We start from the raw sequence: 14,332 nt of genomic DNA on the forward strand, positions 1-14,332 counted from the left end.
GGTGGACTGTGACGACCAGAAAAAGTGAATGACCCGGTTACGGCAGCTATGACGGCGCGTACCCGGAAGACTCTCTGTTTTTAATCGCTACAGCTTTCGCTCGCAATACCCCGATGCCCGCTAGGACTGGTGGGCTTTTATTGTCATTCAACGAAGGAGCAATCAAGCATGAAACCGAACTCCGCATCAAGATTCACAATGAAACTCAACAAGGTGGCTATCGGCGCTGTCATCGTCAGTGCTGGCTATCTCATGGCATGTCCGCCATTACTCGCACAGACCACCGACCTCGCTGCCACATCGGATCAGGCACGTCTTGTCGGCGCGGCAGCGCAGCGAGACTTTGCGCAATTTGTACAATTCAACGTACAGGCACGCGGTGGCACCCTGCCTTCAGAGTTCCCGCTCGAAGTCAGCGATGTACAAGACCTGAAAGACGCCAAAATCAGCTATGGCTTCCCGGTCTACTCCATCCCGCCACAAGACATTCTGGCCGGGCGTGGTGACCTGCGCAGCATGGCCAAGGCCACCGGGGAATGGCGTTTCGTCATCACCCTGCATGACGCGCCTATTGGCATGGCAACACTCAGCCAGACCAATGGCCGCTGGGGCATCACCTCTTATGGCGGGGCAGTGTTGTCCAAAGATGTGGATGCGACGATGGCCGTGCATGGCAATGCAACACGCTCGAACGTACGCTTCATCCGCGTGTACCAGGCCATGTCGGATTTTCTGGAAGTGACTTCAGCGAGCGATGCCCGTACGCGGTTTGCACCCTTGCATTCAGCGCGTCAGGCATTGTTGCTGCAACAGCGCAGTGAAAAAACCGGCACCGCACCGGCCAATAACGGCCTGCTTGAACAAGGCGATTTCATTGACGCATTGCGCCTGTCGGTCAAAAGCAATATGGATGCTTTCCGCTGATTGCGGCAAGACCACCACCTGCTCAAAAAATAAATCAAGGAGATATCATGAAAAAAATTATTACCCGACTCTGCCTCGCCGCCAGCATCCTGCTGGCCCCCAGTGCCTTCGCACAATGGCGTGCACTGAACGTGCCGCTGGTAACGCAGGAACACAGCCAATGGTGCTGGGCCGGCAGCAGCCAGGCCCTGCTGAACTACTATAACCAGACGCCCAGCCAGTGCCAGATCGTCAACTGGGCCTATGGCCTTAACTACGCTTGCGGCAATACCAATTTCAACTGGAACAGCAACGCCAACCAGCCCAACTCCATGTATGGCTCATCAGGCAGTGTGCAAAACATCCTGGCGCATTGGGGCGTATCAAACTATGCCTACAACTATGCGTCGTCATGGAACACCGTCGTCAGCGATATCAATGCAAACCGCCCCTTTGTCATTCGTTATGGCTGGACCAATGGTGGCGGACATATCATGGTCGGCTCCGGTTATGAAGTCTACAACGGTACCAACTACGTCTACATCATGAACCCATGGCCGGGCGAAGGTAAAACCTACCGTACCTACAGCTCTGCCGTCTCCGACTATGACCATCAGTGGACGCATACGCAGCGCATGAATATCAGCGGTACATAAGCGACACTAAAAATGCTGGCTGAAGGTAATGTACCTGCCACCTTCAGCCAGCTAAATCAATTCACTACAGGACTGAATTATTTGATTGCGACCGGATGATATCAGCGGAAAAAAATAAAGGATAAAGTTATTTTATTTGCAAACATATATACCAATGCGCTGATAAAATAAACCTGCCTTAAATTTAATCACCGATATGGATAAATCTGTATAATTGCGCGCTGGAAACAATTCCACAAGACAACATACAGCATGCATCAAGCCTTGAATGCATTTTTCTACTGCCCTTCCGCCCATAAAAAGAAAATCTATGATCGCTCTGTTCAAACACCTTTCAGTAGGTAAGCGCCTTGGTGCAGGTTTTGCATTGATACTCGTCCTGTTTTTCATCACGACCTTCATCGCCATTCTGAAGCTCAATGCCGTTGCCGCTGCAACTGAAAACCTGCTGAAAGACCCGCTGGCGACAGAGCGCATGGTCAGTGACTGGTATCGCAATATCCATACCGGCGTGCGGCGCACGACGGCCATTGCGAAAAGTAGTGACCCCTCGCTTGCCAGCTATTTTGCCGAAGAACAGGCAGAATCAACCAGGACATCCGGGCTTTTGCAAAAAGGCATTTCCGAGCATATGAACAGTGCCGAAGAAATTGCATTGTTCAAGGAAATTGGTATACAGCGCCAAGCCTATCTTGACGCCAGAAACAAAATTGTCGAGCTGAAAAAAGAAGGCAAAGTCGATGAAGCCAGCGCTGCGCTGGACAAAGAATTTATCCCCGCCTCTGGGAAGTACGTCAAAAAAATCGAAGAAATGCTGGCCATGCAACGCAAGCAGATTGATGATACTGCCGCAGACATACAACAAACCTACCAGACCAGCCGTTTGCTGCTGATCGCCCTGTCGGTCATTGCGGCCCTGTTATCGGCAGTCTGCGCATGGATGATGACGACATCGATTACCAGACCTCTGGCCAGAGCAACCGCTGTCGCACAAAACATGGCTCAGGGTGATCTGAGTGAAACCATACAGATACACCTGAACGATGAAATCGGCCAGATGATGCATGCGATCAATGGCATCAACACCGGCTTGAGCGGTGTTATCGGTGAAGTGCGTCATGGCACCGAAACCATCAATGTCGCCGCTTCTGAAATCGCCAATGGCAATGCTGATCTGTCGTCACGTACAGAATCGCAGGCAAGCTCGCTACAACAAACTGCATCGTCGATGGAAGAACTGACCTCTACCGTCAAACAGAATGCCGACAATGCACGGCAGGCTAACCAACTAGTGATCTCTGCTTCTGGCGTTGCCGTCAAGGGTGGCGAAGTGGTCGGCCAGGTGGTTGCCACCATGGGATCAATCAAGGAAAGTTCAGGCAAAATCGTCGACATCATTTCCGTCATCGATGGCATTGCATTTCAAACCAATATCCTGGCACTGAATGCGGCCGTCGAAGCAGCCCGCGCTGGCGAACAGGGCCGCGGTTTTGCCGTGGTCGCTTCTGAAGTACGTAACCTGGCACAGCGCAGTGCCTCTGCCGCCAAGGAAATCAAGCATCTGATCGACGATTCCGTCGGCAAGGTCGAACATGGCAGCAAGCTGGTGGATACTGCCGGCAAGACCATGCAGGAAATTGTCACCAGCGTCCAGCATGTGGCCGACATCATGAGTGAAATCACCGCTGCCAGTCAGGAGCAAAGCGCCGGTATCGAACAAGTGAACCTGGCCGTGACCCAGATGGATGAAATGACACAGCAAAACGCCGCCCTGGTCGAAGAAGCCGCTGCCGCTGCAGAAAGCATGCAGGAGCAATCAGCCAGGCTGACTGAACTGGTGGCCAGGTTCAGCATCATCCCGCAGCAATATGAAGCTCCGGCCCTCGCCATCAAAACACAGGCCAGCCGGCCAGCACCTGCGCTGGCAAGAGCCGCCCGCACCGTGGCGAAACCGGCAAAACTCGCACTAAGACAGGCACGAGCAAAAAAAGTGAGCTCCGCCAAAGCCGACAATGACTGGGAAGAGTTTTAAATTTTACGCCATCAGCAATTGACGAAAACACCCTGCCACCTGCACGGTGTTTTTATTTCTGGAAGTCTTTAAGCCTGCAACATCGCGACATCCGATAAAATACGGGTATGAGCACCAAACTGACCTGCCGCCCCTTATGTGCCGCCTGCTGCATTGCGCCATCCATCACCAGCCCCATACCCGGCATGCCGAATGGGAAACCCGCTGGTGTACCCTGCGTGCAATTGATGGATGATTTGCGCTGTGCAATTTTTGGCAAACCTGAACGGCCCGCCTGCTGCTCTGGCTTGCAGGCTTCAGATGAAATGTGCGGCACAGACAGATTGCAGGCAATACACTGGCTTGACGATCTCGAGCGTGCAACTGCACCTTAGCATCTTCGCGAACCTGAATCACCCCATCCTAAATCTTGATCCGCATCGAATCCCCGCTCAAAAAGAACAGGGAAATACCGTCATCATTCTGACTGATGCGGATGACCGACTGTTCCAGGCTGGCGGCGTATAGCTTGCTGCCGTCGGGGCGGAAGATGCCGAACCACATGCGGTGGGTACTGGTGCGCGAGTTGGCCGCCAGCAAAAGGTAATCGCGACCAGCTATCTGTATGCGCGTGGCTTGCAGGTCGCCCATATAAAAGGCGGCGGGTATGCGTTCGAGCAAGACGCGTATGCCATCATGGTGTACCTGTATCAGCAAACCATTGTCGGTACCGGAACGGACGAAATTGAATTCAAATGACGCCATCCTAGTGGGCGTATTGCGGGTGATGTGCACATGCTCGGCAAAGTCGGCAAAATAATTGTTGCGGTTGCTACGCTGCCTGGCTGGCACTACTTCCTTGATGATCTCGGTCTGCACGTGCTTCTCCTTAAATTCCTGGTAATTCCAGGCTTCTTCCCTGACTGCATCAGAATCGCGCGCTGCGCCTGCAATGCCGCCACCCACCATCGGCAAGGGCACAAAGCAGGCACTTAAGCCCGTGCACAAACCAATACTTAAACCTGCCCTGATGCCCCGCGCAATACGCTTTGCGAAGCATTTGACTGCACTCATCTTCTTTCCACAACCAGGGGATGCAAGACCAGGCGTTGACCCGCGCCACGCGTATCAACCATGGAAAACCCGTCTGCATGCTCGATAAATTGCCAGTTGCCATGTGGCAGACCAGCGCGATAAACGGTACTGCCGTCAGCACCAAACACGGCCAGCCACAAAGGCCGGTGCATGAAACTGTTAGCCAGGGCCAGCAGATAGATGTCTCTGCCGACGCTTAACCTGGCCACTTCAAGGCGGCGGTAACTTTGCCTGCCCGTAAAACCTTGCGGTATCGCCTCGCTCAGTACAAACTGGCCATTGCTGCTGATTTGCAGTTCATCGGATTGCTGTACGGTCATGGTTGACATGCCCGGGTTACCCAGATGGTTGGCCGTTTTATAGGTCACAACAAATTCCTGCAGGCGCGAAGGCACGCTGTCATCGACCAGAATATGTTGTGAAAACTGGGCGAAATGCTGGTTGGCATCTGGCATGCGCCAGATGAATTGCTGATTGATTGTTAATACCTCAACCTGGGGTGAACGGTATTCAGGCAGGTCGGCATTGCCTGCATCAGCCCTGTCAGCATGGCCAGGCATGCTGGAACAGGCGGTCAGTCCCAGCACCAGGCCCGCAGCCAAGCTGCACTTGATGATGTTGCTGAGGCTGTTAGTGGACATCTGCATGAGTGGGCTGAAGCGAAAACCTGAAAACATTGAAGTCAGAAGTATCGCCAGCCACTTGCATCATCACAACGCAATTTAAGAAAGTACCGTAATACGATACCTGACGTGCAGATTGCTGCTATTTTGCAATTGCCTGGGCAGGCTTGCTGCCGTCATGGCCAATGTCAGCTGAAAACGGCTTGCCTCTACCTAAAATTCTCGCAGGCCAGGGGTGCGGCATGCTAAGCTTCGTGCCGGTCAAAACTTAATTTTTTAGCGCGCTATGGACTTCTTGCTTGCCGTCAAAATCATCATCATGGGTATCGTCGAAGGTCTGACGGAATTTTTACCAATTTCTTCTACTGGTCACCTGATCCTGACCGGCAGCCTGTTGAATTTCACGACAGAAACAGCCAAGGTATTTGAAATTGTGATACAGGCAGGTGCGATATTTGCAGTGTGCTGGGAATATAGACAAAAAATTATCTCTGTGGTGAGGGGCCTGGCCAGTGACGCCAGGGCGCGCAAATTTGCCATCAACCTGGTGGTAGCGTTTTTGCCAGCGGCCATCCTGGGCGTGCTGTTCATCAAGAAAATCAAGGCCCTGCTGTTTGCCCCCGTGCCTGTGGCAATGGCCTTCATCATCGGCGGCATCATCATCCTGATCGTGGAACGCAAGCAAAAACAGCTTGATGCAGAAGATGTCAATCATGCCCGCATACAATCGGTGGATGACATGAGCATCATGGATGCACTCAAAATCGGTCTGGCGCAGTCACTGGGCCTGATACCCGGCACCAGCCGTTCGGGTGCCACCATCATCGGCGGCATGCTGTTTGGCCTGTCGCGCAAGGCGGCCACCGAGTTTTCTTTCTTCCTAGCGATCCCTACCTTGCTGGGTGCCACTGTGTATTCGCTGTACAAGGCACGTGAAGAATTATCGATGTCCGACCTGCCCATGTTCAGCCTGGGTACCGTGGCGGCATTTATTTCTGCCTTCTTTTGCGTACGCTGGCTGCTGCGTTATATCAGCTCACACAATTTCAATGTGTTTGCGTGGTATCGCATCGCCTTTGGTATCATGATCCTGATAACCGCCTATACCGGCGCGATTACCTGGGCTGACTAATCAGTGATATCGGTGATACCAGCAGTGACAGAAGTAAGTAATATCCATACAACGGGCAATACCGTCGATCAGGCCCTGCATTTATTGCAGACCATTTTCGGCTATCCGGCATTTCGTTCGCAGCAGGGGCAAATCGTTGAGCATGTCGTCAATGGTGGTGATGCCCTGGTGCTGATGCCCACTGGCGGCGGCAAATCCCTGTGCTACCAGATACCGGCCCTGCTGCGTGATGGCGTCGGCATCGTTGTCTCGCCCCTCATCGCGCTGATGCAGGATCAGGTCGATGCGTTGGCTGAAGTAGGCGTGCGTGCGGCATTTTTGAATTCCACCCAAAGCTTTGATGAAATACTGGCGGTGGAAAAGAAAATGCGCGAAGGTGAAATCGATCTTGTCTATATCGCGCCTGAACGCCTGCTGACACAACGCTGCCTGGAACTGCTGCAAGTCGTCAATATCGCCCTGTTTGCGATTGATGAGGCCCATTGCGTATCGCAATGGGGGCATGATTTCCGCCCTGAATATATCAAGCTGTCGGCGCTGCATGAGCGCTTCCCGCATGTACCGCGCATTGCACTGACAGCCACGGCTGACCAGCAAACCCGTGATGAAATCATCCATCGCCTGCAACTGGAAAACGCCTTGCAGTTTGTGTCGTCCTTCGACCGCCCCAACATCCGTTACCAGATCGTTGAAAAAGCCAATGGCCGCAAGCAATTGCTCGATTTCATCAATGCCCAGCATAGTGGTGACGCGGGCATCGTGTATTGCCTGTCGCGCAAAAAGGTCGAAGAAACTGCCGAATTTTTAAATGAAAACGGTATCACCTCCCTGCCCTATCATGCGGGCATGGAACTCAGTGATCGCAGCCGCAACCAGGCACGTTTTTTACGTGAAGACGGCATCGTCATGTGTGCCACCATCGCCTTTGGCATGGGCATAGACAAACCTGATGTACGCTTTGTTGCGCATCTCGATTTGCCAAAAAGCATAGAAGGCTATTACCAGGAAACAGGCCGTGCAGGCCGTGATGGTGCCAGCGCCAATGCCTGGATGGCTTATGGCTTGCAGGACGTCGTGCAGCAACGCCGCATGATCGATGAATCAGAAGCCAACGAAACCTATAAACGGGTGCAAAGCGTCAAGCTTGAAGCCATGTTGTCGCTGTGCGAAACCCTGAATTGCCGCCGCGTTCACATCCTTGATTATTTTGGCCAGCAAGCGACGCCTTGCGGCAATTGCGATACCTGCCTGAGCCCGCCCAGTTCTTTCGATGGCAGCGTGGCTGCGCAAAAAATATTGTCGACCATCTACCGCGCTGACCAGCGCTTTGCCGCTGGCCATGTCATCGACATCCTGCGCGGCATTGATACAGAACGTGTGCAGCAATGGCGGCATGACAAGCTGTCGACCTTTGGCATAGGCTCGGACAAGAGCGAGGCTGAATGGCGCGCCCTGTTGCGCCAGTTGATCGCACTGGGTATGGTATCTGTGGATTATGAAAACTATAGTTCGCTGAAACTGACAGAATCTTCGCGTGCGGTCTTGCGCGGCGAAATCAAGGTACAGCTGCGCCAGTACAAGAAAGCAGAAAAAGCCGTCAAGCACAAACGCCAGTCGGCCAAGGATTATGCCGAAGCCGATCTCTCCGGCAGCTCGCAAACCCTGTTCGACAAACTGCGCTGGTGGCGTGTGGAAACTGCACGCACGCATAATGTGCCCGCCTATGTCATCTTCCCGGATGCCACGCTGCGCGAAATCGCCCGTCAGCAACCCGCCAGCCTGACCGCCCTGCGCGCCATCTCTGGCGTGGGCGATAAAAAGCTGGAGAGTTATGGCGGCGAAATTATCAGCCTGATTGCGGGATTGCAGGCTTAGGGTTTATCGATTGTTACCGGAAACTGCCCTGCTTCAGTCACACGACCTCTCAGCCGCTATATAACGCTGCAACAGCGCTATCGCTGTCACCGCAGCGTAGTCCGTCGGCATGACCTCTGGCGCGGCACTGGCGAGCTGGAAAGCGCCTTCCATATATGCCAGCAAGCCAGCCGCCAGTTGTGGCACATTGTCGGGCGATTTACCCATGTCCCGCAGGCAGGCCGATAGTAGATCTTGCAGCAGCGCCAATTCCGCACTGACCGCCTCTTGATACACCGCCCTCACCTCGTGCTGGCGCACGGCTTCTGCACCGATCACTACCCAGGCAGCCACGGCATGCGGATCGCTGCCTTCGCCTTTGGCGAGCCGTGCGTTGATATAAGCATGCAGCTTTTCTTCAGGGCTGCTGGCGTTGGCAGCAAATTCGTCATAGCGCTGGCGCGACAAGGCAGCCAGGACCTTGACCAGTTCGAGCAAGATATCGGCCTTGGTCTTGAAGTGATAATGCAACAAGCCTGGCGTGAGGCCAGCTTTTTGCGCGATCAGTTGTATGGTGGCTTTTTCATACCCATGTTCTGCCATGGTCGCAAGCAGGGCCTGGACGATTTCAGAGCGACGCTGTTCGGTATTTGGTCTTCTGGACATGATAGATCTTCAGAATAACGCTGACTTAATTTGGTTAATTGACCAAATTATACTTGCATTTCCATGGCTTCATCACTAAGCTGACAATATTGGTCAAACAACCAAATAATCAGTAATAAGCTGATTATCAGGATAAACTATAAGATTCCTTATTTTCTTTTATGCACGTCAGGATCACATCATGAAAAAAATCGCCTTTTCAGGAACACTGGACCCCATCACCAATGGCCATATGTGGGTGATACAGGAGGCGCGTGCCATGGCCAGTGAAGTGGTGATCTTCATTTCAGAAAACCCAGGCAAGAAACCGCAATTCCCCGCTGAAAAGCGCAAGGCCATTATTGAGCAAAGCTTGGCACTGCAAGGCTGGGATGATGTCAGCGTGATGCTGATCAAGGGTGATTACACGGCGCGCGCTGCAAAGCGCCTGGGCATTGATTACCTGATACGCGGCATACGCAATACTTCTGATTTCGATTATGAAAACCTGATACAGCAAACCAATGTCGATGTCCTGCATGGTGCAAAGACCATCTTCATCATGCCACCACGTGACCTTGGGTCCGTCAGTTCCAGCTTTGTACGTGCTTTGCAGGGGCCGGTGGGCTGGCACTGGAGCGTCAAGCAATTCTTGCCAAAACCGGCCTATACCGCCTGGCTGATTGACTGGCTGCAGCAGGACTGGGCCAGCTTATGGCAACTGGAAAATGCAGATATCCAGGCCAGAGCAGCATTGTGGTTTGAACGCCTGACTGGTGAAACTGCCTATGGCTCAGCTGCCAGGCATTATCATAATCTTGATCACCTGGTGCATGGTCTGAGCGAGATTACTGCCTGGGGCCGCAACATCAATGCCTGCGCAGACGATGTGGCAACGCTTAAAAAAGCCTTCTGGTTTCATGATGTGGTGTATGACGTACCGCATGGTGACTTATCGAATGAAGAAGCCAGCGCCAGATTGTGGCTGGAAAGTAGCCTGCCAAAAACAGCTGGCGAGGCAGAAGATGTCGCCAGCCTGATCCGCGCTACCGATCATTTACAGGAAAATGCCATCACCCACAAACTGAAACAAGTCATGCTCAGCGTGGACTTGGCGATACTGGGTCAGACTGCGCATGTCTATAATGATTATGCCGTGGCGATCAGGGCTGAATATGCCATAGTAGAAGAAAGCATGTACAAAATCAGGCGCAAGCAGATACTTGAATATTTCTTGCAACAGGCTACGGCTGGCACGCTTTTGCCGGATGCGTATTTTTCCAGTCTGTATGGCCAAAGTGCTGTGGAAAACCTGGGCAGGGAAATTGCCGACCTCACTGGCGCAGTCTGACCAGTTCCTGGCACTGATGAGCAAATGTGCTAATCAGTGTTTGCAAGGCGCTCTACACAGTACACAGCGCACTGCAAATAAATACCTGACTAAACCGGCATCACAAGACTTCTGCAAGAATGGCGTCTATCTTCATTTTGGCATCACGCAGGGCGGCAAGCTTGGCTTCAATCTCACCACGGGCTTTAAACGGCCCGCCAAACTGCTGATCAATTTCTAGCCCCATCGCGCCATCTTTTTGCACTTCGCTACTGGCAGACCAGCTACCATCAAGACGCGGAAAAGCCAGGATAAAAATATCGTAACCTTTGTAATGCATGGTCGGTACACGGCTGTTAACAGGGTGAACAGGGGGATTTTGAATGGTGTTCATGCAATGTCCTTTATAAAAAATCCATAAAAGCCCATAAAATTCCATATCACAGATATGGAGTGTCATTGCAGGTCATGGCCCATCACAGTAGCTTATGAAGCGTAATGATCTGCATGAATGGCCTGCATCAAGGGTCTACATCAGCAAAACAATATTGATTCAATACTGTCTTACCAACAAGACCTTGACGCCGCGATGTCCACCATTACGCAGGCGTAAAGCAGACTTGTCGCTCATGCGATATTCAAGCCAGATGCGGTCAACTGCCGGAGAGCAGGCCTGGCCAAAAGCAGAACTGATGGTTGGATTGGGTTTTTCATCGTAACCAGGCACCGCATTGCTGCCTTGCCTGGGTGTGTCCTTGGAGGCCCTGGCGAGCATATCCTGCCCTTTGGTGTTGATGTTGTTGATTGCACTGCCATTTGCGCTACCGAGGTTGGCCGCAGATGCTGATTGCTCAAACCTGGCGTCAACATTATCTTGCGTAGTGGCCTTTAAAACATCATATGACAAATCTTTTTGCGTTGGCCCCTGAGGCTGTGTATTGATCAACTCTGCGCCAAAGGCAGTATTGATGGCAGCGACAGAAAGAAGCGACGAGCATACCAGTACGCGCACGAATTGCCTTGCAGGTACATATGTAGTTGTAATGGTATCCATGATCGTTCCCCTCAACACCTGTCGCAAAGTCAGGCAAAAATATGTGGCATATGTAAAAGTAAAATTAAAAAAGTAAAAATCATTTTCAGAATTGAAGCTTGCATACTTGACGGTCTGGTGTCAGTGCATGGATTTCTTGCCTGTTTGTCTGCAAAAAAAACTTGCGAACAAATCGTGATTTCTTGATTTGTAGTGTAGTTCGCAGACCAGCATAAGGGAATCAGATACGGACGATAGTACTGTAAGACTAAGCCGACGCTGTTACTTTGTAGCCACACTTAATGTAAAGCAATGTCATAAAAATAGAGGTCGCCTGGATGTGCCTTATACCAGCTTGCAGTTTCGGTTTGGCGAGCCGGGCTATAAATACACCGAAGCGTGGTAACCCCTGGTGATAAAGTCATCATTGCAGGTAAAATCATGATTTTTTATCATATAAATTCTGACTGTAAAATCAAGTTAAAGCCTGCGCTGCGACTGGATTTTGATGGAAGTTTTTATCGCATTTTTTTAAGGGCAAGCTGCATGTCACGCACTGAACGTCTGCTGCAACTGATGCAAATTTTGCGTCGCCACCGCTACCCGGTCAGCGGGGCAGCCCTGGCAAAAGAACTCGACATCAGCTTGCGCAGCCTGTATCGCGATATCGCGACCCTGCAAAACCAGGGCGCCAAAATTGCTGGTGAAGCTGGGCTGGGCTATGTATTGCAACCCGGCTTTACGCTGCCACCATTAATGTTTTCGGAAGAAGAAATCGCTGCCATTGCCCTGGGTTCGCGCTGGGTGGCGGAACAGGCCGATCACAAGCTGGCATTGGCTGCACGTGACGCGCTGGCAAAAATCGCGGCAGTATTACCCGCAGAAGCGCGGCGCGAGCTTGAAACCAGCGGCTTGCTCATCGGCCCCAGCAGCAAGAATGGGGGCAACGATGAACAGTTACGACAGATACGGCAAGCCATTCGCCAACAGCATAAATTGATTTTCAGCTATCAGGATGAAAACCGCAGCACCAGTCAGCGCATTATCTGGCCGTGCGCCCTGGCTTTCTTTGACAGCCTGCGCGTCGTCGTCGCCTGGTGCGAACTGCGCGCCGATTTCCGCCATTTTCGTACTGACCGCATTCAGGGTCTGCAAGTCAGCGATGATACTTATCCACGTTCACGGCAAGCCCTGCTGAAGGAATGGCGCGAACAGCAGGGGATAAGGGCCGAGCGTTAGCATAGTTTCCGCCTGCGCTGCATTCGGTTTTATAATTGGGCGCGCGCATTCACTGCTCTATTCATTCATATTCAAAACACCACGATGACAATCAAGTCGCCCACCCTGCCTGCTAAGAGCAAATCTGCCAGCAAAGAACAAAGACGCTTGCAGATGGCCGACATTGCCAGGCTGGCGGGGGTATCGACATCGACCGTATCACGTGCTCTTAGCGGCAGTACCCTGGTCAATGATGAGACCCGTCAGCGTATTGCCGAACTCGCCCGTTCACTGAAATATTCAATCAACATCGATGCGCGCAACCTGCGTCTGAAGCAAACCCGTACCGTCGCCGTTGTCGTTCCCTACGATAATGAAACCCGTCAACATTTATCGGACCCTTTCTTCCTGGGCATATTGGGCAGTCTGGCCGATGCCCTGACTGACCGTGGTTTTGACATGCTGTTGTCACGCATTGATGCAGAACACCTGGACAATGCCGCACAGATTTTTGATACTGGCCGCGTGCTGGGCGTTATACTGATAGGCCAGTGGCGCCATCATGACCAGTTGAATTTGCTGGCCGCACGCCATGTCCCCATCGTGGTCTGGGGTGCGCAATTGCCGCAGCAATTGTACGTGACCGTAGGTAGCGACAATGTCAGTGGCGGCCTGAAAGCTACCGAACATCTGATACAGTGCGGCCGCAAGCGCATTGCCTTTTTTGGCGATATACAGTTACCCGAAGTCGCACAGCGGTATGAAGGCTATTGCCAGGCGCTGACAAAGTACGGCATAACGCTGGACAAAGACCTGGTGGTGGCAGCCTCTTTTATTGAAGAAGGCGGCAAGCTGGCAGTGACAGAACTATGCCGTCGCGAAGTGACTTTTGACGCCTTGTTTGCCTGTAGCGATTTGCTGGCCATGACCAGCATCAACAGCCTGCGTGAAAACAATTTTCGTGTGCCAGATGATGTGGCTGTCGTGGGCTATGATGACATTGAGCTGGCCCGCTATTTTCATCCCCCACTGACTACCATACGTCAACCCATGGCGCAGGCGGGGCAAGCTTTGGTGCAAGCCCTGTTGAAGCTGATTGATGATGGCACCAGCCACGCGCAGCTACTACCAACTGAATTGATTTTACGGGCCAGCAGCGCCTGATAACACCGTGCTTCCATCAAAAATGCAGCATCTGTTTAAGCAGGAACATGCCGCCTGAGCTGCGGTGGCATGCGGTTTTTGCAAAAATGCAACCGATTGCATAAAAAATACAATAGCGGCATCAAACAGAATAAAAAATCTTTCTTTAGACCCGATAATCCTATTCTGCATCGCAGCATTTTGAATTGAATCGAGAAGCTTTGTTGCTTCAAAATCACACTATATCATCACCAAAATCTATCTTTTCAAGTCTATCAAGACGCTTGGTTACAGAAGTACGTTTCATAGCAGGCAATCCTTTGCCTGACCGTATTTTCAAAAATCATCTCAAAACCAATGAAGTTACTCTTAAAAAACATTGCCTGAGTATGTTGCATTGCATCTTTGCAATCGATTGCAATAAAATCTGCTTTACCTGATAATCCTTTCCACCTGCACGACAAAAGATCTTCAACAACGTTTGCCTTGGCAAACCAGGGATCGCAATAACAGCGCCATAGAGTACGACAGCACGCAAAGCGTGACCGAACGTCCAGAGAGCGCGGCGAAAATTGTTGGAGGTCTTTTGCAAAGGTCAGCGCGCGTTGATAAGACAGCCGCATCACTGGCCGGGCAAGTCAGGAAAACCAGATACAGCCAGCGCAGGAAAACCTGTGCGGCTTCACAAA

Annotated in this window: 14 protein-coding genes; 9 read left to right on the forward strand and 5 right to left on the reverse strand. The window is 51.9% G+C overall.

The features are described 5' to 3' along the window. Positions 1-198 precede the first annotated feature (198 nt). The 4 genes from ACO0LH_RS00505 to ACO0LH_RS00520 all read left to right on the forward strand — a co-directional run bounded on the left by ACO0LH_RS00505 (position 199) and on the right by ACO0LH_RS00520 (position 3,965). Positions 199-924: a hypothetical protein gene (locus tag ACO0LH_RS00505; protein WP_422939075.1), complete on the forward strand. Its 726-nt coding sequence runs from the start codon at positions 199-201 to the stop codon at positions 922-924. A gap of 47 nt (positions 925-971) precedes the next feature. After that, a complete protein-coding gene (locus ACO0LH_RS00510; protein ID WP_422939076.1) occupies positions 972-1,559 on the forward strand; it encodes a C39 family peptidase in 588 nt (195 codons plus the stop codon). 310 nt (positions 1,560-1,869) lie between these two features. Next, positions 1,870-3,591: a methyl-accepting chemotaxis protein gene (locus ACO0LH_RS00515; protein WP_422939077.1), complete on the forward strand. Its 1,722-nt coding sequence runs from the start codon at positions 1,870-1,872 to the stop codon at positions 3,589-3,591. Between the two features lie 107 nt (positions 3,592-3,698). Beyond that, complete coding sequence (locus ACO0LH_RS00520; RefSeq protein ID WP_422939078.1) at positions 3,699-3,965, forward strand: YkgJ family cysteine cluster protein; 267 nt, start codon at positions 3,699-3,701, stop codon at positions 3,963-3,965. Between the two features lie 28 nt (positions 3,966-3,993). Here ACO0LH_RS00520 and ACO0LH_RS00525 read toward each other — a convergent pair whose 3' ends face one another. Together ACO0LH_RS00525 and ACO0LH_RS00530 are read right to left on the reverse strand one after the other, a co-directional pair. Beyond that, on the reverse strand, positions 3,994-4,644 hold the full coding sequence (locus ACO0LH_RS00525; RefSeq protein WP_422939079.1) for a hypothetical protein: 651 nt from the start codon (positions 4,642-4,644) through the stop codon (positions 3,994-3,996). Further along, complete coding sequence (locus tag ACO0LH_RS00530; RefSeq protein WP_422939080.1) at positions 4,641-5,306, reverse strand: hypothetical protein; 666 nt, start codon at positions 5,304-5,306, stop codon at positions 4,641-4,643. Before ACO0LH_RS00530 ends, ACO0LH_RS00525 begins: the two co-directional genes overlap by 4 nt. Before the next feature lie 268 nt (positions 5,307-5,574). Between ACO0LH_RS00530 and ACO0LH_RS00535 the strand changes: the two genes are divergently transcribed. Beyond that, positions 5,575-6,420: an undecaprenyl-diphosphate phosphatase gene (locus ACO0LH_RS00535; RefSeq protein WP_422939081.1), complete on the forward strand. Its 846-nt coding sequence runs from the start codon at positions 5,575-5,577 to the stop codon at positions 6,418-6,420. A gap of 24 nt (positions 6,421-6,444) precedes the next feature. Then, entirely contained in the window at positions 6,445-8,295 is a 1,851-nt protein-coding gene (gene recQ, locus ACO0LH_RS00540) for a DNA helicase RecQ (protein ID WP_422939082.1), read from the forward strand. Positions 8,296-8,328: 33 nt separating this feature from the next. On the opposite strand, the gene ACO0LH_RS00545 is transcribed toward recQ, so the two are convergent. Continuing rightward, positions 8,329-8,940, reverse strand: a complete 612-nt coding sequence (locus ACO0LH_RS00545) for a TetR/AcrR family transcriptional regulator (RefSeq protein WP_422939083.1) — start codon at positions 8,938-8,940, stop codon at positions 8,329-8,331. A 181-nt stretch (positions 8,941-9,121) separates the two neighbouring features. Here ACO0LH_RS00545 and coaD point away from each other — a divergent pair, with 181 nt between their 5' ends. Further along, the gene (gene coaD / locus ACO0LH_RS00550) at positions 9,122-10,270 is read left to right on the forward strand and encodes a pantetheine-phosphate adenylyltransferase (RefSeq protein ID WP_422939084.1); all 1,149 of its coding nucleotides are present in this window, start codon (positions 9,122-9,124) and stop codon (positions 10,268-10,270) included. A 100-nt stretch (positions 10,271-10,370) separates the two neighbouring features. On the opposite strand, the gene ACO0LH_RS00555 is transcribed toward coaD, so the two are convergent. Then, positions 10,371-10,643, reverse strand: a complete 273-nt coding sequence (locus tag ACO0LH_RS00555; protein WP_422939085.1) for a hypothetical protein — start codon at positions 10,641-10,643, stop codon at positions 10,371-10,373. Between the two features lie 159 nt (positions 10,644-10,802). Then, entirely contained in the window at positions 10,803-11,303 is a 501-nt protein-coding gene (locus ACO0LH_RS00560) for a hypothetical protein (protein WP_422939086.1), read from the reverse strand. Between the two features lie 525 nt (positions 11,304-11,828). Between ACO0LH_RS00560 and ACO0LH_RS00565 the strand changes: the two genes are divergently transcribed. After that, positions 11,829-12,521, forward strand: a complete 693-nt coding sequence (locus ACO0LH_RS00565) for a helix-turn-helix transcriptional regulator (protein ID WP_422939087.1) — start codon at positions 11,829-11,831, stop codon at positions 12,519-12,521. 84 nt (positions 12,522-12,605) lie between these two features. Continuing rightward, positions 12,606-13,664 (forward strand): LacI family DNA-binding transcriptional regulator, encoded by a 1,059-nt coding sequence (locus ACO0LH_RS00570; RefSeq protein WP_422939088.1) that lies wholly within the window; start codon positions 12,606-12,608, stop codon positions 13,662-13,664. Positions 13,665-14,332 lie beyond the last annotated feature (668 nt).

It is taken from the genome of Undibacterium sp. TJN19, assembly GCF_049339485.1.
Lineage (GTDB): Bacteria > Pseudomonadota > Gammaproteobacteria > Burkholderiales > Burkholderiaceae_D > Undibacterium.

Coding starts and splice junctions, on each gene's coding strand:
- ACO0LH_RS00530 (WP_422939080.1), bottom strand. CDS start 5,306: ATGTCCACTAACAGCCTCAGCAACATCATCAAGTGCAGCTTGGCTGCG.
- ACO0LH_RS00525 (WP_422939079.1), bottom strand. CDS start 4,644: ATGAGTGCAGTCAAATGCTTCGCAAAGCGTATTGCGCGGGGCATCAGG.
- ACO0LH_RS00570 (WP_422939088.1), top strand. CDS start 12,606: ATGACAATCAAGTCGCCCACCCTGCCTGCTAAGAGCAAATCTGCCAGC.
- ACO0LH_RS00515 (WP_422939077.1), top strand. CDS start 1,870: ATGATCGCTCTGTTCAAACACCTTTCAGTAGGTAAGCGCCTTGGTGCA.
- ACO0LH_RS00555 (WP_422939085.1), bottom strand. CDS start 10,643: ATGAACACCATTCAAAATCCCCCTGTTCACCCTGTTAACAGCCGTGTA.
- ACO0LH_RS00565 (WP_422939087.1), top strand. CDS start 11,829: ATGTCACGCACTGAACGTCTGCTGCAACTGATGCAAATTTTGCGTCGC.
- ACO0LH_RS00520 (WP_422939078.1), top strand. CDS start 3,699: ATGAGCACCAAACTGACCTGCCGCCCCTTATGTGCCGCCTGCTGCATT.
- ACO0LH_RS00545 (WP_422939083.1), bottom strand. CDS start 8,940: ATGTCCAGAAGACCAAATACCGAACAGCGTCGCTCTGAAATCGTCCAG.
- coaD (WP_422939084.1), top strand. CDS start 9,122: ATGAAAAAAATCGCCTTTTCAGGAACACTGGACCCCATCACCAATGGC.
- ACO0LH_RS00535 (WP_422939081.1), top strand. CDS start 5,575: ATGGACTTCTTGCTTGCCGTCAAAATCATCATCATGGGTATCGTCGAA.
- ACO0LH_RS00560 (WP_422939086.1), bottom strand. CDS start 11,303: ATGGATACCATTACAACTACATATGTACCTGCAAGGCAATTCGTGCGC.
- ACO0LH_RS00510 (WP_422939076.1), top strand. CDS start 972: ATGAAAAAAATTATTACCCGACTCTGCCTCGCCGCCAGCATCCTGCTG.
- ACO0LH_RS00505 (WP_422939075.1), top strand. CDS start 199: ATGAAACTCAACAAGGTGGCTATCGGCGCTGTCATCGTCAGTGCTGGC.